Raw genomic sequence first — 19055 nt, 5'->3', positions numbered from 1 at the left:
GCGCATTGGAGGTTGGGACTGCCTCAGTCCGAACCGAGCTGCAGCGAGTTCGGCTGGCGCTTTTCGATGGCCGACTTCAATAGCGCCGCGCAGCGGTAGATGCCGTGGGCGAACTTGCCGAACGGCAGCGTGGCGAACAGCGCCATCACCACGCCGAGGTGGACGGCCAACAGCGTGGCCATGGCGCCGGTATCACGGCCGGCGAGCAAGGCAAGGCCGGTAGCCGCGGTCAGCAGCAGCAGCGCGATGAAGCCACGATCCATGGGACGCTGGGCGGCATCGCCGCGGTTGGGGTCGCGCCGCAGATTCAGCCACAGCAGGCCAGCAGGGCCGACGAGCAGCCCGATTCCGCCGGCCGACCCAAGCATCACAGGCAAGCTCGTCACCGGATACGGCGCGTGGAGATCCCGCAGGTAGTGGTACAGCGTCGCCACGCCGGTGGACGCAAAGCAGGCCATGAAGCCGTAGAACGTCAGGTGATGGAAGCGGCGACGCGCCAGCGTAAAGCGATCGTCCTGCTCGTTGCACCCCTGGCCGTGTCCGCCGTCGAGATAGGTCAGCGTCAGCGCGTCAGCGGCGGCCTCCTTCAGGGCAGGCGGCGTCGCGTGGCCAGGCGACACATCGCGCCAGAACTTCCGCACACCGATGCCCAGCGACAGCACTGCGAAGCCGAACACCGCCCCGAACATCGCGGCCATCATGTTGTGCGGAAAGATCGCATAGAAGTTGCCGGCCAGCGGTGCGTGCCACAAGGCGCCGTGGCGCGCCACGGCCAGCAGCAGGAACAAGGCGAGGCCAAAGGCCAGCGCCAGTGCCACGGTGAGACCGTTGCGCCGGTACAGCGCGCCCAGCGGCGCGGGCCATGCATATTCGGCGTAGGTCTCGCCACGCACCCGCGCCATGGCTTGCGGTACGTTCACCGCGAACTCGTGCGGCGGCGCGTACTGGCAGGCGTGGTAGCAGGCACCGCAGTTGTGGCACAGGTTGGCCAGGTAATTGATGTCCGCCTTGCCGAAGGACAGGCGCCGCGTCATGGCCGGAAACACCGCGCAGAAGCCCTCGCAGTAGCGACAGGCATTGCAGATCTGCATCTGGCGGGCAACCTCGGCTTCGTTGTCGGTCAGCGGCAGCGCCTGGATCGGGATGATCCTGCGTTCACGGGTCTGAGAGATGTCGGCTGCGGCCGCGACGGCCGTATCTTCAGCCTCGCGCACGAGTGCCTCAAGCTGCTTCATGTTGTACTCCTTTGGCTTGTGCGGCCGCGCGCGCGGCGCGGGTGCCCGCAATACGGCCGAAGGCGGTGCCAATCGACATGCCGACGCCCGCCGTGTAGCCCTTGCCAAGCACATTGCCGGCCATCATCTCGCCAGCGACGAACAGGTTGTCGCTCGGCTCGCCGCCAAAATGCACGGCGGCGTGCTCGTCGACCTTCAGGCCGAGGTAGGTGAACGTGATGCCAGGACGCAGCGCATAGCCATAGAAGGGCGCGGTGTCGATGGGCCGTGCCCAGTGCGTCTTCGGCGGCGTCAGCCCTTCGGTGCGGCAGTCATCCAGCGTCGTATGGTCGAACGTGCCGGGCCGGCAGGCGGCGTTGTAGTCGGCCACGCTCTTCACAAATGCCTGTTCCGGCAGACCCAGCTTGCGCGCGAGTTCGGGCAGCGTATCGGCTACCGTGCCGGGGAAGACCGGAGGCATGAAGCGGCCGATAGCCTTGGCATCGATGATCGAGTAAGCGATCTGGCCCGGTTGCTGGGCCACCAGGCGGCCCCATATCGCGTAGCGCTTCGGCCAGAAATCCTCGCCCTCGTCATAGAAGCGCTCGGCGTCGCGGTTCACCACCACGCCTAGCGACACGCAATCGATACGCGTGCAGATGCCGCCGTCATACAGCGGCGCGCGCGCGTCGATGGCCACACAGTGCGATTGCGACGGATCACCGATAGCATCGGCGCCCGCCTCGATCATGTGCTTGAGCAGTACTCCCATATTGAACCGTGTGCCGCGGATCAGGAAGTTGTCGGCCGGCCATTCGCCGCGCTCGTTGCGGCCCCACGCTTCGCGCAGCCATTCCCGGTTCGATTCGAAGCCGCCCGCGGCCAGCACGCAGGTACGCGCCTGGAAGCGCTGTGCCCCGCTGCGCGCGGCCACGAACCGGCTGCCATCGAGTTCGATGGCATCGACCGGCGTTTCGTAGCGGATCTCTACCCCAAGGTTTTCGGCGCTGCGATAGTAGGCATTCACCAGGGCCTTGCCGCCGCCCATGAAGAAGGCATTGGTGCGGGCGACATGCAGCGCGCCCGACAGGGGCGGCTGAAAATGTACGCCGTGGCGGCGCATCCACGGCCGGCAGGTCGATGAAGCGCGGATCACCAGGCGCGCCAGCGCCTCATTGGTGATACCACCGGTGACCTTGAGCAGGTCCTGCCAGTACTCCTCCTCGGGGTAGCTGTCGACCAGCACGTCCTGAGGCGCATCGTGCATGCATCGCAGATTGCGGGTGTGCTGGGAGTTGCCGCCGCGCCAGGCCTTCGGCGCAGCTTCCAGCAGCAGCACGCTGGCGCCAGCTTCGCGCGCCATGAGGGCCGCGCACAGCGCCGCGTTGCCCCCGCCGATTACGAGTACGTCCCACATGAGTACAGTCTCCGTTGTTGGCTGCGACTGTACTGAGCGGGGCGGGCGCCCGCCAGAAGGGGGCGGGAAACAGGTGTTTAGGAATCGTGAAGGGTCGCCCCTGGCCAGCTTCCGTCCAGCACCAGCTGACGCGCGACGGACGCCAGGGTGCCTCGGGCGGCGAGCCCGGCCGGCGACAGCTCTTCATCCGACAAGCTGGCCAGCACATTGGGCCGGCGTGCGCCGGCGTCCGCGATGGCAATCATGGCAAGCGGCTCGCCGCCGAGCCGCGCGACTGCCGCGCCGGGCTGCACGGTCGCCCCGAAGCCTGCCCGCACGGCATCCATCAGCATCGCGAGTCCGTCGATCTCGGCCACCAGGTTTGGCTGGAACTTTCCCCTCGCAAATGCCACATCGAGCACCGACCGCAATCCGTGCGGACTGCTTGGCAGGATCAGCGGCAAATCGTGCAACTGCGCCAGCTTCACGGTCTTACCCGCTGGCACGCCCGGCATGTCGCGCCGGCCGATCAGGAAAAGACGTTCCGTAAGCAGTGGCGCCAGACTCCAGCGGTGGTGTCCGTCTGCCTGGAACAGGACGGCGAGGTCAAGTTGGCGGGTGTCGATCATGGTCGCCAGGTTGCCCGAGAGACTTTCGACGAGATGAAGCCGGATGTCCGGATAGCGGTCCCGCATGGCCTGCATGAAAGGCAAGCCAAGCACCGAGATCGTACTGGGCGCCATGCCGACGCTGACGTGGCCAGACAGTCTCGCGAGCTGCGCGGCACGGACCGCATCGTCGGCATGGCGGACGGCCAGTTGCGCCTGCCGCCAAAAAGCCAGCCCGGCGTCCGTCGGCACCACGCCTGCGGACGTGCGCTGCAAGAGCCGAGTCGCCAACTCGCCTTCGAGCCTGCTGATCTGCTGACTAAGTGCCGATGTGCCCACGTCCAGCTTCTGCGCAGCCTTTCCCATGCTGCCGAGTTCGACTACCTGCAGGAAATACCGCAACTGCCGAAGCTCCATTCGTTTTCTCCTTCTTGCACTTTCCGTAAGGCGCGGCCGATTGTCGAGCGCGCTTGCCCTGCGGGGTCGCCCTCCCGCCCCTGCGAGGATAGCGATTACTGATTGCCAGACAAAGCAGGACACGTTTCGCCAGCCCGGCATGAATGTGATTTATGCATCTCTTGAAATCGCTTTTTTCTCTTGCTATTTTTATTTCCGCTAAGGCAGTCGCGACGTCGCGCTGCGTGTTTCTGTTTGTTTGCCAGCAGTGAGGCAGGTGAATGGGAGCGCGTAAGGCCCCTTCCTCCTCGCTGGCATCGAAAGGAGGATACGACCATGGCTGACGCATTCTTTGGAACTGACCTCTTCAGTGACCTCGAACGTTTGCAAAGGCAGATGACTGGTGTGTTCGGGGGTTTTCCCTCCAGCATCCGCGCCGGGCGTTTCGGCACATTTCCTGCGGTTAATGTTGGCGCAACGGACGACTCCATCGAGATCGTTGCGTTCGCGCCCGGCGTCAAGCAAGAAGACTTTGAGGTCTCTATCGACAGAGGGCTGCTGACAATCAGCGGCGAGCGCCACTCCGTTTGGTCCGATGACATGCCGGAGTCGCGACGGTATGCACAGGAACGCTTTGTCGGAGCCTTCCGCAGAGTGATTGAATTGCCCGAGGGCGCCGATCCCGACAAGGTACAGGCGCGATATGCCAATGGTTGTCTTTCCGTAAGCGTGGGCAAACGCGAGGCATCGAAGCCGCGTGCCATCACCGTCCAATAATGGGAAGGAGCCTGCCATGAACGATGCCACCCAAGTCGCCGAACGCCATGACAGTGCGTTGGCGCAACGTCGCGAGGACAAAGCTGCGCGGGCAGTGACCCTGGTGCCCGCAGTCGACATCGTGGAGGATACAAACGGCGTGACCTTGTGGGCTGATCTGCCGGGAGTGAGTCGTGACAAGCTTCAGGTGAGCGTGCACGACAACAACCTCCATATTGCGGCGGAAGCCGTCGTACCGATGCCTTCAGGCCTGCGCGTGCAGTACGCGGAAGTCAGCCAGCCCCACTTCGCGCGTGTCTTTTCACTGAGTCCGGATCTGGATGCCACGCAGATCAATGCACAGTTGCAAGACGGCGTGCTGAAGCTGACCATTCCGCGTCGCGAGGATGCGCGGCCGCGGAGGATTGCGATCAACGTGACGTAGGGAGACATGGCGTCGACCAGGGCGTCGACCAGGCGCGCTGGTCGGCCCGGCGAACCTCGTGTTCGCCGCGCGCGATGGAACCCCAGCCCTCGCCGATCTACAGTATGCGCACGGCGTAATGGCGCTGGCCTTTCCTAAGCCACATGGATCATCGTTGTCGACGGCAGCATGACGTACACAGCAGAGGTCACCATGGAGTTCGATACCGATTGGATAACGTTAGGTCCCCATCGCGTTCGCCTGCGCTGCTTGGGTGGATTTCCGACTGAAAAGATGCGGACCATTGCAGAGCTGGCGCGCATTGCCATCGAGCACAATATGAGCGCTGCAGCGCGACTATTGGAGGTCGTAGCGGACCGTTCAAATGCCTATTCCATCAATATTGGCACGACGTTTTCGAAGGACAAGGATGCTGCGCCAACTCTGGAGGTAGCGCTCGCCACCATGTTAGGGCTAAAGACGGATCAGTTCAGCATAGACGTCACGGTGGTCAGCCAGGCCGAAGTGGACCTCCACTTTGGCGTGTACGAACGGATGCTGGCCGAGCGGATCGGTATTGTCCCCCTCATTCAGTGAGGCTATTTTCGAGCGTCTGATTTATATCGGCCAAATGGCTGGCGGCTATTCACAGTCAAGCGCAATGCCGTTTTCATCTCATTTTCTGAGCCAGAGAGCACATTAATATTTCCTGCCTCCGTCAGGAGGATTCGGGGAGTTTGTCATGAACGCTCAAACTAGGCGTTTGGTCGTGGTCTATTCGGTTTCGCGGTCCGAATGGTATATAGCCGAGGTCAATGAGGGCGAAGTCGTACAGTTCGGGCCTTTCGATTCAAGAGCTGTTGTTGCCGAACTGCTTAGCTGCTTATATCCGCGACACCGTTCTCTTGAATTGCCGGAACAAGCGGTGAAGTTGGAAGATGAGGCCGTGGCGGTTCTGGGTCACGCCGTTGCGCGAAATAGTCTCACGACTGCCACCGACGTGGATACATAGGCACCCGAAAGGCAAACACAGAACGTAGGCTGCAATTTCCGATTATGCGCTGCAGCAAATTAAGGAAGCACCGTTGTCGCCCTCCTTGCGTATCGGAAACATTTTCACCGGGACGGAGCAAAAGTTGCAGGCGCGCCGGCGCGCCCGATGCCGCTCTCTCAGTCCGCGCTGGCCATGTGCCGCCCATGTCATCGCTTTTGGTATCTGCGAATCGGCACGAAATTTGCCCCGGTAACACGCAAGTGCCTTGAAACTGGTTCAGGACACGTGTAGCTAGGAGATTCTCATGAACATAGTCTGGCTTGTCGGAGCGGTAGTGATTATCCTGGCCATCCTGAGCTTTTTTGGATTGCGCTAGTCTTTTTGACAGCTTATGGAGGCTTCGACGGCCTCCCCTGAAAACTTCCCCGGGGCTTTGCCTCTATACAAGGCCGGCCTAGATGTGAGCCGGCCGTTTCCGGCCGGTTGCGGCCTCGCAGCGCGTGGATCAATCTGCGGCGCGTTTATGCTTGCGCAATGCAGAAGGGGGGACGCCATACCACTGACGGCAAGCCCGCGACAACGCAGATTGGGCGGGAAGGCCCAGCAAGAGAGAGATCTGTCCGAGAGGCAGACTGGTCTCGCATAGATAGCGCATGGCCAGTTCCCTGCGCACGTCGTCCCTGATGGCTTCGAAACTGGTCGCCTCCGCAGCAAGGCGGCGTTGCATCGTGCGCGGGTGCAAGGCCAGCAGATCGGCCACGGTGGCCTTGCTGTGGCTCGACGTGCCCAGCGTCTGGCGCAGAACCTGCCGGACACGATCAGAAACACTGCCTTGCTCGCTGCCGAAATGGCGAAAGATGTAGTCCTCGGCAATTCGCCGCAGCGTTGCGTCGACGCCGAGCAGGTCGGCCGCAAGCGTGCTCCGGCTGAGATGCAGACTGGCTCTCGGCTGCTCCACCCATACCCTGGCGCCAAAGAAGCGCTCGTAAGTGCTGACGGGTACAACGGGCGTGTGTGGAACTGACACTGCGCGAAGCAGGTATCGGTCGCCGGCTAGCAGCCGAGTGAAGTTATGGATATCTGCCAGGCACAGGTCAATGGTTTGCCGCTGAGCCGGCTGCCGCGAGAGGCGGATCTCGATGGAAACTTCGGCTGCATCGTTGGCAAACTCGCTGTGCTTGTGCACGGCGTAGACCAGGCCGGGGCTATGCACGAACGTGTGGCGCGCCGCGAAATCCATGGCCGCGCGAATCGTCGGTGCGTTCTGCAAAGCGATGCTCAAAGGCCCCAGCACGTCAATGCTTTGGTGCCGGGACAGGCGCAAGCCGAGGTCACCGGTCCGGGTCTGTTCCGCGCTGGCTTCCAGAAGATGCACGACGGCGCGTAGCGAAATCATGGCGTCATCGCTGCCGAGCGCCCCCTCGTCGAGGTGATATCGCTGCAGCAACGGCGTGGGGTCGCAACCCAGGTCGCGCATCAGCACGGGGTAGCCACGCAATCCACTTGCTCTCACCAGGGCATCCATGGCTCGTAACGTAAATTAAGTGTCTCGTAGTGTCAAGAGTGCTTTCGCGCGGCGCGCTACAGTTTCCGGGCGATCAGGCAAGACATAAGGAGACGCTGCGTGAAGGCCGACTTCGACGTATTGATTATTGGCGCCGGCTTATCCGGCATCGGCATGGCCTGCCACCTGGCCGAGGCTTGTCCCGACAAGCGCGTCGGCATCCTGGAGCGGCGCAGCGCCATCGGCGGCACATGGGACCTGTTCCGGTACCCCGGCATCCGGTCGGATTCGGATATGTTCAGCTTCGGCTACAAGTTCCGTCCCTGGCATGAGTTGAAAGTCCTTGCCGACGGGCCCGCGATCCGTCGCTACATAGCCGATACCGCGCGCGAGTATGGCGTCGACAAATCCATCCGGTTCGGACTCAAAGTCCTACGTGCATCGTGGTCGAGCGAAGATCGGAGTTGGACCGTCACCGTACAGCAGGAAGACAGTCACGAAACCCATTCCCTCACCTGCAAGTTCCTGATTTCCTGCACGGGCTATTACAACTACGACCACGGGTACCGCCCCGACTTTACGGGTCTCGAGCGGTTCCAGGGTATCTGCGTCCATCCGCAACACTGGCCTCAAGACCTCGACTACCACGGCAAGCGTGTCATCGTGATCGGAAGTGGTGCGACGGCGGTCACCCTGGTGCCGTCCATGGCAGGCAAGGCGTCGCACGTCACGATGCTGCAGCGATCGCCGAGTTACGTCTTCTCAGTGCCGGCCTATGACAAGATATCTGCCGTGCTGCAGAAGATGCTGCCGGCAAGCTGGGTCTTTGGCCTGGCACGCTGGCGCAATATTCGCCTGCAGCGCTTTATCTACAGGGCGGCAAGACGGTGGCCTCAGCGCGTTCGCGCCTGGCTGCTGTCGCATGTCGAGCAACAACTCGGCCACGGTGCCGACCTGCGGCACTTTTCGCCGGAATACAACCCGTGGGACCAACGGTTGTGTGCCGTGCCTGACGGCGATCTCTTCAAGGCCATCCGCGAAGGCAAGGCGTCAGTGGTGACGGACCAGATCGACACCTTTACTGAGACCGGCGTTCGCCTGAAGTCGGGCAGGCGCCTCGACGCCGACATCATTGTCACGGCCACTGGCCTTCAGCTTCAGTCGTTGGGTGGCATGGAAGTACAGGTGGATGGGCAACCGCGCCACGCCAGCAGCCTCATGACCTACAAGAGCGTGCTGATGCAGGACGTGCCCAACATGGCCCATCTGTTTGGTTATACCAATGCCCCCTGGACTCTGAAGGTCGACCTTGCTGCCAGCTACATCTGCCGGCTGCTCGATCATATGGACCGCCACGAGTACGAGGTTGTCACGCCAGGTGCGCCCGCCGGGGAAATGCTGGATGAAACAGTCATGGATTCCCTGCAGTCCGGCTATGTGCAGCGCGGCCGAAACGTCTTGCCCCGCCAGGGGCGCAAGCTGCCGTGGCGCGTCGTCCATAACTTCGAGGCCGACCGCGACATGTTGACAAGGCATCCGGTCAACGATCCCGCGCTGGCGTTCGTCCGTGCCGCAACCACGGCGCGCACTGGGAAAGCCAGCGACCTTGTGGCAACCAGAATGGACGGAACGGCCGTGTGAGTGTCAGCCACATTCCGCCTTGGAGCCTTGCATGGTCAGCATTGAGACTTCCTTCCAAAGTCGCGGTGAGCGTTGTGCAGCCACGCTGATGCTGCCGAACCCGAGCCCGAGCCCGAGCCCGCCTGTCATCATCATGGCGCACGGATTCGGCGCCATTCGTGCCGCCGGCCTGCCTGCCATTGCAGGGCGGTTCGTGGCCGAAGGCTACGCTGCATATCTCTTCGATTACAGGAATTTTGGAGACAGCGATGGAGAGCCGAGGCATTGGGTCAGCCCGCGCCGTCACCTGCAGGACTGGGCCGCCGCAATCGCCCATGTGCGCTCACTTCCAGAGGTCGACGCCAATCGCATGGTGTTGTGGGGGACATCGTTCTCAGGCGGGCATGTCATCCAGACCGCTGCCGCCGACCACCGGGTACGGGCGGTCATAGCCCAAGTCCCGCATGTCAGTGGGCTGGCCGGTATGCGGCAGATACCCTTCGGCCTCTCACTGCGCATGGTGCTTGCCGCCATGCGCGACCTGTGTGGGAGCGTCATTCGTCGCCCGCACTACAGCCCGATCGTCGGTCGTCCCGGCGATATGGCCGCGTTGACCGGCGATGACGCCTGGCATGGTTATGCAAGGCTGCTGCCTGCAGGCGCTGAGTGGGAGAACAAGGTCCTGTCGCGCGTCTTCCTTGAGGTGCCGCTCTACAGCCCGATCCGGCGCGCACACAAGGTTACCGCGCCTACGCTGATCGTGGCCGGAACTAACGACACGATTACGCCGGCCAGTGCGGCGCGACGGGCCTCCAGATGCATACCGAACGGCGAATTTCATCTCGTGGAAGGCAACCACTTTGAGTTGCATTTGCACGATGAGCGGGCGTTCGCAAGCAGCATCGCGGCGCAGTTGGCCTTTCTGAACAGGCACATTGGTGTCGTCCCCCGCGCAACGGGGCAATCCTCGCAATGTTGTCAACTTATGGAATCGAGACCATGAAGCTGAACGACCGCGTTGCCGTATTGACGGGCGCAGGTGGTGGTATCGGGCGCTCGCTTGCGCTGGCACTGGCGCGTCGAGGCTGCCATTTGGCGTTGGCGGACATCGACGAGCACGGTCTGCGCGAGACCGCGCGGATGGCTGGCAAGTCGGGCGTACACACCAGCCAACATGTACTCGATGTCGCCTGCCGTGCAGCCGTCGCTGCCTTGCCGCATGCAGTGGTGCAAGAGCACGACCAGGTCGACCTGGTCATTAACAATGCGGGCGTGGCACTCGGTGGCACCTTCGAGGAGGTCAGCGAGGCTGACTTCGACTGGGTGATGGCCGTCAACTTCGAGGGCGTGGTGAGGATGACACGCGCGTTCTTGCCCCTGCTGCGCGAGCGTCAGCAGGCGCGCATCGTCAATATTTCCAGCCTGTTTGGTCTCATCGCGCCCCCAGGCCATGCCGCCTATTGCGCCAGCAAGTTCGCGGTGCGCGGGTTCTCCAATGCGTTGCGCCACGAACTGGCAGGGACCCCGATAGGCGTTACGGTCGTCCACCCAGGAGGGGTCACCACATCCATCGCCCGTCATGCACGCACACGTAGCAACCTGTGTGAAGAGGAAGTGCGGCAGGGCCGCGCCGACTTCGAGAAGCTGCTGCGCATGCCCCCGCAGAAGGCGGCCGAGATTATCGTGCGGGCCGTGCAAGTCGACCGTGAACGCGTGCTTGTGGGCCACGACGCCGTCATCTCTTCCTGGCTGGAGCGTCTCATGCCGACAAGCTACTGGCGGCTGATTGGACGAGCGATGCCCTCGCGAAACTAACTGGACGTATATTCCCGGTGGATCAATCGTGCACACCGGGGCGCCTTGGTCCAAAGCGCTGGGCGGCCTTGCCAACGCACCGCGCGGGATGGGGAGTAGTCTTGTGGGCGCTGCACCCGGGAGAAGGGCCTGGCCCCGCGCTGTCTATGCCTTCCATTGAAAGAATTCTCCACATTACAAATGGTGGCAGGACGTCGCAATTGCCCATGTGTGCTGCACTTGGGGAATGTAACCCCCTGTTCTAATTTATGGGAGCCGTGATGTCGATCAAGCATCTGTTGGTGGCCGCTTTGCTACAAGTCTTTGCGTTGTCGGGATGCCAGGCCGTAAAAAATAGTCCAGCGGCGGAACAGGCCGCCGACGAGGGGGCTGCGAGCGCGGTCAATGAGGCGGAACTTCGCTCCATCGCGGGCGACGCGTACACCTACGGCTACCCGGTCGTTGAAGCGTACAAGACCCTCTACGCCCAGGCAGTCGACCAGGGTGGTCCGAACTTCAAGGCGCCGTTCAACCAAATAGGCAACACAGCCAACGTCTTCACGCCGAAAGACACGGTGATCATCACGCCCAATTCCGACACGCCATACTCATTTGTCTGGATGGACCTGCGCGCGGAGCCGCTGGTGCTTACGTTGCCGCCCATCGAGAACAAACGTTACTACTCCGTCCAACTGATCGATCTTTATACGCACAACTTCGCCTATCTTGGCACCCGCACCACGGGCGACAAGGGTGGCAACTACATGATCGCGGGACCGGACTGGAACGGCGAGAAGCCAGCCAGCGTCAAGGCCGTGATCCGCAGCGAGTCCAGCATTGCCTACGCTATATACCGCACGCAGCTTCTCAACGCCAAGGATTTGCGCCACGTGCGTGCTATCCAAAAGGGCTACAAGGTACGGACGCTGAGCGCGTTCCTCGGCAAGCCGGCACCAGCAGCAGCCTCACCCATCGACTGGCCGAAGTCGGCCGCGAACGCCGCGGATTCGTTGGCCTTCTTCCGCTACCTGAATTTCATGCTGCAGTTCGCGCCGACGGTGCCGAGCGAGCACGATGTGATGGTGCGCTTCGCAAAGATCGGCGTCGGTCGCGGCTTGCCGTTCGACGAGCGCTCGCTATCGCCGGCCATGCGGAAGGTCCTGGAGGACGGCATGGCCGATGGCAAGGCGCAGTTCGTGGAGTTCAAGAAGACGCAACTGGACACAAGGAAGCTCACCAGCGGTGACTTGTTTGGTACACGAGAGCACCTGAACAACCACTACATGTACCGCTATGCAGCGGCGGCACTGGGAATATTCGGTAACTCGGCGGAAGAGGCGCTCTATCCCGGCTACTTCCTGGACGCCGCAGGCCAGCCGCTGAATGCGGCCGCCGCGCGTTATACCTTGCATTTCGACAAGGACAAGCTACCGCCCGCCAATGCGTTCTGGTCGCTGACGATGTATGACGGCAAGAGCAAGCTGCTGGTGGCTAACCCCCTGAATCGATACCTGATCAACTCTTCGATGCTCGGCCAACTCAAGCGCGATCGCGATGGCGGGCTGACCCTGTATGTCCAGAAGGACAGCCCCGGCAAAGATAAGGTAAGCAACTGGCTGCCAGCGCCAGACGGGCCTTTCTATGCCTTCCTGCGCGTGTACCTACCGAAACAGGAGATGCTGTCCGGCCAATGGCGGCAGCCGCCCATGGTGGCGGCCGAGTAAAAGGCTGGCTCAGGCACGCGCTTGTGTGACTCTGAAAACCCGATACGAGGAGGGGAGTTGTGAAGAGAGCAATGATTGCCGAGGCCTTGGTGGGCTTCGCCCTTGCTGGCGTGGGTACTACCCATGGTCAGACCGTCGCTGCACAGGCCGCTGGCGCAACCGTGCCGGTCACGGTAGACAACTTCGTGCGTGCAGAGTCCGACATGTATATCGCCAGAGTGGCAAAGCAGGACGGCGTGGGCAATCTGATGCACCGGCGCGAGCCCGCGTCGATCGATCAGCAGACCGTGATCCGCCTGAACCGTGACACGCTGTATTCCTCAGGTGTGTTCGATCTTGATGCCGGCCCGGTGACAATCACTATGCCGGAATCGGGCAAGCGCTTCATGTCGCTGCAGGTCATCAGCGAGGACCACTACGTGCCCAATGTGTTCTACGGTGCTGGCACGCACTCGCTGACGCGCGAGAACGTCGGCACGCGCTACGTGGTGGTGGCCATCCGCACGCTGGTGGACCCAAACGATTCGAATGACCTGAAGCAGGTCCATGCGTTGCAAGACGTCATCAAGGTCAGCCAGAAGGCGACGGGCAAGCTGGAACTGCCAAGCTGGGACCAGGTTAGCCAGAAAAAGGTGCGTGATGCGTTGCTGGCGCTATCGGCCACAACATCGGATTTCAAGAGGTCGTTCGGCAAGAAAGGCGAGGTCGATCCCGTGCGCCACCTAATGGGCACTGCGGCTGGCTGGGGCGGCAACCCGGACAAGGACGCCACCTACCTGAATATCACGCCGGAAAAGAACGACGGCAAGACCGTGTACCGGGTGAACGTAAAGGATGTGCCTGTGGACGGATTCTGGTCGGTCAGCGTTTACAATGCCGAAGGTTACTTCCAGAAGAACCCGGCCAACGTCTACACGGTCAACAACATCACAGCCAAGAAGGACGGTGACGGATCGATTCCGATCCAGTTCGGTGGGTGTAACGGACAGTCGCCCAACTGTCTGCCGATCGTGCCCGGGTGGAACTACACCGTACGCCTGTATAGGCCCCACTCCGAGATTCTCCGTGGCGCATGGAGTTTTCCGCCGGCCCAGCCCGTCAATTAAGCAGAGCGTCTCCAGTGAAGCCCAAGAACGCCAGGAAGAAGGCGGCCTTCCGGATCTGAAAATCCGTCCATATGGAGTTGCTGGAGATTGGCAATCCAGACGGGTTGGTCCGGGATTACGGCGACATTGGAAGACACACTGGTGCCCGCCACCGGCCGGCCTAACGCGCCCTCAGTGGCATGTCCGATCAGCGGCGGTCGCCAGGTGCCAATCGGTGGCCGCACCACGTTGGGCATTGACGCGATGCTTGAACTGTTTGGCTAGGTCTTTGGCAACACCTCTTCGAGACGGGGGTAGCGAATGGCATCCGCGATCAGCGCCTGGGGTCCTGCGAGGACGCCGGCGACCACCCGCCCTGGCGTCGCTCAACAAGCGTGCTTCGTTTGGCAGCCACCCTTTTTTGCGGGCACGGTTTCAGAGTCGAGTTCGAGGTCTTGGAGGTGTTCCATGCCGCGGTCCGGTGATGGCAGAGCGAATGCAACATTTCAATTTGCCGATTCATCGTCAGCAATCGATTTGCTCCGCATCGGAGTTGCCGCCCTTAATCCAAGCATCGATTCGTCCGCGTTTCGTAAATTGTTTCAACGGTTGCAAAGCTTACGGATTGTCACGACTTAACGGTCAACAGGGTGCAGATCAGCCCCGTTCTTGGAAGTGAGCACGGCACAATGCTGCGCTGTCACCTAACCCAAGGAAATGTCACCGTGAAAAAGCTTCTCCTCGCCATCGCCTCTATCGCTCTCGCTGGTACCGCTGCTGCTCAGACCGGTGCGCCGGCCTCTTCGGCACATCCGAGCGTCCTCCCCGCACAAACCGCAACCGCCAAAGACAAGGCGGCCGATAGCAAGGCCGCACCGGCCCTGAAGGAAGAAGCCAAGAAGGACGTGCCGGCCGCGGGCGCGCAAGAAAAGGAAGGCAAGGCGACGGCAAAGGTAAGCAAGGCCAAGCACGAGAAGAGCGTAGCAAAGACGAAAGCCAGCAAGGCCTCGGCAGAACAGTCGAAGGCGGGCGCAACGGCTCCCGCAGCCAAGGCCACTAGCGGCGGCGCCGCTGAGGCCACCAAGAAGCAGTGACGGACGCAGGCTCGGTTACCGAGCACGTCAAACAGCTTCGGCCCAAGCGTCAACACTAATCGAGGGATGCTTGTGACGGCGGCCGACACCCCGGTGCCGTTGGAAACATCCTCGCAACAGCGGTTTCTATCCACGTAAGTCATAGTAGAAGGATTCTCTCCATGAGAAAAGTTCTGTCGTTGGTGCTTCTGGCGGGCGTGGCTGCCTTTACTTCGGCTGGCGCACAAGCTCGTGTCAACGTGGATGTGGGAGTGGGTATCCCAGTTCCCTACGTCGCTGCGCCGGTGTATGCCCCTGTTCCTGTCTATGAGGAGCCGGCTCCTGTGGTGATCCAGCGCCAACCTGTCGTGCTCTCACCAGGCTACTACGAAGATTGGCGCGCTCGCGCGTGGCGCGAACATGAATGGCGGGAACATCAAGAACATGAATGGCGCGAGCGCCAGGAGCACGCATGGCAAGCGCAGCGCCGCGAATGGCACCACTGGCGCGACGACTGACCGTACGCACGTGGGAGCAGCCGTAGAGGCGGCCTAGGTCAAAGGGCCGTTAGGCTTAGCTGCAGCCCTTCGAGCCATAGAACCCATCGCATGGGCATGCGGGCTCGCCACGTCAGGGTGCCGCCGTAATAATGAAGGCTGTTTTCCGACGGTGCCTTACATACATCACGATATGACGAAAGCCCCACGTCTGAGGCTCACGGCAGCGGCCATGGGACCTGAGTTATCCGAAGCCGAGTATGTCAACCAGGCGTTGGAGCAGTTCAAGGCCTTCAGCCTAATCCCGGGAATCGTCGGGCCCTACATTGCTGAATCGTTAGTCTGGCAGGACGTCGGGTACTACTACGTTCATGCTCGGGACTACATCGGGCAACGACGTCTCATTGAGGTGTTTGTCGTAACCGACCAGCGGAAACTCGAATCGATGCGGGCATTTCAATATCCCCCGCCCTTTCGCGAGCTGTTCCCCGATGATTTTGCGCTGCTTCACAGTGACGACCCATGGGCGGAGGCAACCGAAGTCCAAGAACGCGCGTAACGCAGGAACTTGCTCGCTCAAATTGCGATGGCACAAGAATGCCTTGCATGGCAGCGCCGGCGTCCGTGTTTCGGTTGAGCGACTCGGCGCCGCGTGGCGGTGAGCCGAGACGTCGAGCCAGGTCTGGATGATGTCCATAATCGGAATGCCGTCACGGAAGACAGCGCCGCGCTGGGTGCATGGCTAAAGCTCATACCGGTAGCAAGAATTGGCCAAGGTCCTATTGCACATTGGCAAAGCAGCCAGTCCCGATCGCACGCAGCGCATCGCCGTCGCGTACGATGAAGAGTGCGTCGAGGCGCCGGCAATGCGCATAGTCTCGCCCCGCCTGCAAGCCGAGCACCAGCAAGGCTGTTGCGTAGGCGTCCGCGTCCGCGCATGTCGGGGCAAGTACCGTCACGGACGCAACGGACCCGCACAGTGGCGCGCCAGTTCGGGGATCCATTGTGTGCGAGACGCGTGCACCATCGATGTCAGCCCAGTGGCGGTAGTCGCCGGACGTCGCGATGGCGGCGTTACTCAGTTCGATCACGGCCATTGCTGCGTGTCGGTCGTAATCCGGGGCCTCAAGCGCGATCGCCCACGGCGGCCCGTCCGGTTTGCTTCCGCGCGCGCGCATTTCACCGTCGATGCCGACAAGCCATGAGCCGATCCCGTGCTCGCTCAACACGCGCGCGAGTTCGTCGACGCCGAATCCCTTTGCAATGCCGCACAGATCAAGCGCAACGGGTTCCCGCTTGCGCACCCGGCACTGTTGCACGTCCACGTCGATCAGATCGCTCACAGGCGGGCACGGGCTTGCCCGCGACGTGCCCACTCCGCCCGGACGATGTGCACGCTGTTCCCCCGATGGCCCAAAGCCCCACATGCCGACCAGGTCACCGACGCCGATGTTGAAGGCATTGTGGGTGTCACGGCCGATCTCCAGCGCACGCACGAGCAAAGCCGCGAGATTGCCGGAGACCTGCACCCAGCAGTTCGGCTCGGCGCGATTCAGGCGAGACAGGTCGGAACTGTCCTTCCAGTTCGACATCTGCTCGTCAACCGCGCCTACGGCAGCAGCAAGCTCCGCAGCAAGTTCGCTTTCATCGGTCTCCGGGGACGCGTGGAACGTCGCAGAGTACCGCGTGCCCATCGTCGCGCCGGTCACCCGGAAGCGCTTGAGCTGCAGGTCAGGCGCCCCCTCAATAGACATCTTCGACATAACGTCCCTGTGCTCTCAGTTGTGCGACGGACAAGCCGGTACCCGTCAAAATGCGTTCCCACGCCTGTGCGACCCCCTCCGCCATCCTTCGGCCACCGCACACCATGATTTGCGCACCGTGAGTAAGCAAGGTGCGCAGGCTCACTGCATCGGCGACAAGGCGGTCCTGCACATAACTCCGACTACCGGAGCGTGAGAAGGCAGTCGTGAGTGCCTGCAGCCGCCGGTCGGCTACCAGGTCCCTGAGTTCGTCGCGGTACAGGAAACCATCGTCAGCATTGCGCGCACCAAAATACAGGTGCATCGGACGGCGGGCCCCGTTGTGCCGGATGAAGCCGATCAGCGGACCAATCCCGGTACCGGCCCCGATCAGGATTAAAGGAGCGTTTCCCGCGCCCGGCCGAAAGCTCGCGTGCGGCCGCATGAATGCCTTAATCGTGTCGCCTGGCTGCAGGCCTGTGAGATACCTGGAGCACACGCCGTTCGGATGACGCCGCACGCAGATCTCGGCCAGGCCGTCCGCTGTCGCGCTCGCGAGCGAGTAGTACCGGGGCGAGGTAGCACCCGGTGGCACGACGCCGAGCAGATCCCCCGTCCCGAACCGGGGCAGCCGCGGCCGTAGCAGGGTGGCCCAGGATCTTGCCCCCTCGGCAGGCATGAAGCGCAACACCGAAGTCATGTCCTCCGGATCCCCACCATAGTCGTCACGTGAGACGAGCTTGAGCGGTATCGTGGGCGGCAGCAATGGCGTATAGCGGATATCGAGCGATACGCCGAGCCTTTCGGCGAGCCCCGTACACCACTGCCGGAATTCGGGTTCGGACTGACGGTCAACCATGCCCGGATCGGTCAGTGCTTCCAGCCCCCTGGCGGTCAGTGCGTCATGAACCGTTCGCGCATAGCCGCAAAAATGAGGAAACTGGCGGTCGCCGAAGCCCAAGACCCCGAACGCTACCCCGCCGGGGATCGTCAGGCGCTCGAGCTTCGGCAGGAATCGCACAGCGCTCTCCGGTGCATCGCCGTCACCGTAGGTCGCAGTCAGGACCAGCAGATACCGCAGGCTGCGGTAGCCGGCTGCAAAATCGTTCATCGGCGCTACATGCACGCGAAGGCCAGCCCGGGTCAGCGCTGCATGCAGCGCCGAAGCAAAGCCCCACGTGCTATTGCCCTCGGTGCCCACCAGCAACACGGTATCCGCGTCGCGTGCCGGCACGTTCCCAGCGAGCTTCGGCATGGCCCGTCGACGACGCAGCCACAGCAGCAGACCGGTTGCGGCCAGCAACGGCACCGACGCCGACGATGCGCCGAGGATCAGCCCGAGCCACCATAGCCCTTCGCCCGTGTGCAGCATGCGGACAACACCATGCGCACGTTGCCAGGCGTCGGCCGGCTGAAAGGCAAGCCATCTGCCTGACGATGGATCGACATAACCGATGCCATCCGTCGTATTCACCTCGATGAGGCTGGTTGGGTCGGCCGCGTTGGCAAACGTCAGCTGGCGCAGACTGGAGACATCTATTGCCAGTGCGGGCATCTGCCGCAACGGCATCGGGGGTGTGGTGATTGCCGGAACGCTGAGGACGGGTTCCTGCGCGCCGCCTTCGGGAATCACGCCGAACGTCGTCAACGACATGAAGACCCCGGTTATCGCCGACAGCGTGAGGCCGGCAAGCGCAGCGCGCGCAGTTTCGTTATGCAACCGCTGCAACCCGTCACCCCGGATCGGGGCCAAAATACGCGACCACCCGCCCATCCGGCGTGCGAGCAATACAAGCCCGGACAACGCTGCGAACAGCATGAGGGCAGCAGTCGCACCGGTTGCGATCCGGCCAGCGTCGCCAAGAAAGAGCTTGCGGTGCAGGTTCTTCAGCCAACGCTCGACAGCCGAGGGGCGATAGTCGCCGATAGCCTTGCCAGTAGCGGGATCGATGATCGATGCACGCTGTTGGCCCCCGGCCTGGTAGTGCGCGATGATCACCCCTGACGGCCGACGTGTGAGAGTTTCGATGTCGGGCGTCGCGGCGCTCACGCGGCTGGCTAGCGTTGCAACGCTAAGAGGAGCGAGGCTCGGGCGAACGGCACTTGCCTGCTCAAGTGCCGGATTCACCGAAAGCGCGGCGCCTGCCAAGGCGACGATCGTCATCAGCAATGCAGCAATGAGACCGGGGATTGAATGGAGCTTGCGTAACATCGGTCACCTTCTCGCC

18 protein-coding genes are annotated in these 19055 nt (G+C 62.2%); 12 read left to right on the top strand and 6 right to left on the bottom strand.

Translation table 11 applies throughout. The annotated features are described in order from the left end of the window. Window positions 1–23 precede the first annotated feature (23 nt). The 3 genes from tcuB to K2O51_RS07975 all read right to left on the bottom strand — a co-directional run bounded on the left by tcuB (window position 24) and on the right by K2O51_RS07975 (window position 3635). Window positions 24–1235: a tricarballylate utilization 4Fe-4S protein TcuB gene (gene tcuB / locus K2O51_RS07985; protein ID WP_220630032.1), complete on the bottom strand. Its 1212-nt coding sequence runs from the start codon at window positions 1233–1235 to the stop codon at window positions 24–26. Continuing rightward, window positions 1222–2631 carry an FAD-dependent tricarballylate dehydrogenase TcuA gene (gene tcuA / locus K2O51_RS07980; RefSeq protein WP_220630031.1) on the bottom strand — a complete coding sequence of 470 codons (1410 nt, stop codon included), beginning with the start codon at window positions 2629–2631 and terminating at the stop codon, window positions 1222–1224. Before tcuA ends, tcuB begins: the two co-directional genes overlap by 14 nt. 77 nt (window positions 2632–2708) lie before the next feature. After that, window positions 2709–3635, bottom strand: a complete 927-nt coding sequence (locus K2O51_RS07975) for a LysR family transcriptional regulator (RefSeq protein WP_011301263.1) — start codon at window positions 3633–3635, stop codon at window positions 2709–2711. Between the two features lie 315 nt (window positions 3636–3950). On the opposite strand from K2O51_RS07975, the gene K2O51_RS07970 reads away from it, so the two are divergent. The 4 genes from K2O51_RS07970 (at window position 3951) to K2O51_RS07955 (ending at window position 5806) form a co-directional block, all read left to right on the top strand. Continuing rightward, a complete protein-coding gene (locus tag K2O51_RS07970; RefSeq protein WP_011301264.1) occupies window positions 3951–4391 on the top strand; it encodes an Hsp20/alpha crystallin family protein in 441 nt (146 codons plus the stop codon). 16 nt (window positions 4392–4407) lie between these two features. Continuing rightward, complete coding sequence (locus tag K2O51_RS07965) at window positions 4408–4815, top strand: Hsp20/alpha crystallin family protein (RefSeq protein WP_011301265.1); 408 nt, start codon at window positions 4408–4410, stop codon at window positions 4813–4815. A 192-nt stretch (window positions 4816–5007) separates the two neighbouring features. After that, a complete protein-coding gene (locus K2O51_RS07960) occupies window positions 5008–5391 on the top strand; it encodes a hypothetical protein (protein WP_011301266.1) in 384 nt (127 codons plus the stop codon). 145 nt (window positions 5392–5536) lie between these two features. Continuing rightward, the gene (locus K2O51_RS07955; protein WP_220630030.1) at window positions 5537–5806 is read left to right on the top strand and encodes a hypothetical protein; all 270 of its coding nucleotides are present in this window, start codon (window positions 5537–5539) and stop codon (window positions 5804–5806) included. 487 nt (window positions 5807–6293) lie between these two features. On the opposite strand, the gene K2O51_RS07950 is transcribed toward K2O51_RS07955, so the two are convergent. Beyond that, entirely contained in the window at window positions 6294–7313 is a 1020-nt protein-coding gene (locus K2O51_RS07950; RefSeq protein WP_220630029.1) for an AraC family transcriptional regulator, read from the bottom strand. A 99-nt stretch (window positions 7314–7412) separates the two neighbouring features. Here K2O51_RS07950 and K2O51_RS07945 point away from each other — a divergent pair, with 99 nt between their 5' ends. From K2O51_RS07945 to K2O51_RS07910, 8 genes are all read left to right on the top strand, one after another. Continuing rightward, window positions 7413–8933 carry a flavin-containing monooxygenase gene (locus K2O51_RS07945; RefSeq protein ID WP_220630028.1) on the top strand — a complete coding sequence of 507 codons (1521 nt, stop codon included), beginning with the start codon at window positions 7413–7415 and terminating at the stop codon, window positions 8931–8933. 31 nt (window positions 8934–8964) lie between these two features. After that, a complete protein-coding gene (locus K2O51_RS07940) occupies window positions 8965–9915 on the top strand; it encodes an alpha/beta hydrolase (RefSeq protein WP_011301270.1) in 951 nt (316 codons plus the stop codon). After that, on the top strand, window positions 9912–10727 hold the full coding sequence (locus tag K2O51_RS07935) for an SDR family NAD(P)-dependent oxidoreductase (RefSeq protein WP_220630027.1): 816 nt from the start codon (window positions 9912–9914) through the stop codon (window positions 10725–10727). Before K2O51_RS07940 ends, K2O51_RS07935 begins: the two co-directional genes overlap by 4 nt. A 260-nt stretch (window positions 10728–10987) precedes the next feature. Continuing rightward, window positions 10988–12430: a DUF1254 domain-containing protein gene (locus tag K2O51_RS07930; protein WP_220630026.1), complete on the top strand. Its 1443-nt coding sequence runs from the start codon at window positions 10988–10990 to the stop codon at window positions 12428–12430. Window positions 12431–12501: 71 nt separating this feature from the next. Further along, a complete protein-coding gene (locus K2O51_RS07925) occupies window positions 12502–13536 on the top strand; it encodes a DUF1254 domain-containing protein (protein WP_011301273.1) in 1035 nt (344 codons plus the stop codon). Window positions 13537–14240: 704 nt separating this feature from the next. Further along, a complete protein-coding gene (locus tag K2O51_RS07920; protein ID WP_049796515.1) occupies window positions 14241–14609 on the top strand; it encodes a hypothetical protein in 369 nt (122 codons plus the stop codon). A gap of 161 nt (window positions 14610–14770) precedes the next feature. Beyond that, a complete protein-coding gene (locus K2O51_RS07915) occupies window positions 14771–15106 on the top strand; it encodes a hypothetical protein (RefSeq protein WP_140951375.1) in 336 nt (111 codons plus the stop codon). A 172-nt stretch (window positions 15107–15278) separates the two neighbouring features. Then, window positions 15279–15644, top strand: coding sequence for a hypothetical protein (locus K2O51_RS07910; protein WP_220630025.1), 366 nt, complete (start codon window positions 15279–15281; stop codon window positions 15642–15644). A 220-nt stretch (window positions 15645–15864) separates the two neighbouring features. Here the strand turns inward: K2O51_RS07910 and K2O51_RS07905 are convergent, their stop codons facing one another. Next, the gene (locus K2O51_RS07905; protein WP_220630024.1) at window positions 15865–16848 is read right to left on the bottom strand and encodes an FAD:protein FMN transferase; all 984 of its coding nucleotides are present in this window, start codon (window positions 16846–16848) and stop codon (window positions 15865–15867) included. Then, the gene (locus tag K2O51_RS07900) at window positions 16829–19039 is read right to left on the bottom strand and encodes a PepSY domain-containing protein (protein WP_220630023.1); all 2211 of its coding nucleotides are present in this window, start codon (window positions 19037–19039) and stop codon (window positions 16829–16831) included. Before K2O51_RS07900 ends, K2O51_RS07905 begins: the two co-directional genes overlap by 20 nt. Window positions 19040–19055: the final 16 nt, after the last annotated feature.

The organism is Cupriavidus pinatubonensis (assembly GCF_019602855.1).
Classification (GTDB): Bacteria; Pseudomonadota; Gammaproteobacteria; order Burkholderiales; family Burkholderiaceae; genus Cupriavidus; species Cupriavidus pinatubonensis.
Note: the sequence above shows the minus strand (reverse complement) of the source record. Positions and strands in the feature narration are given on the sequence as shown.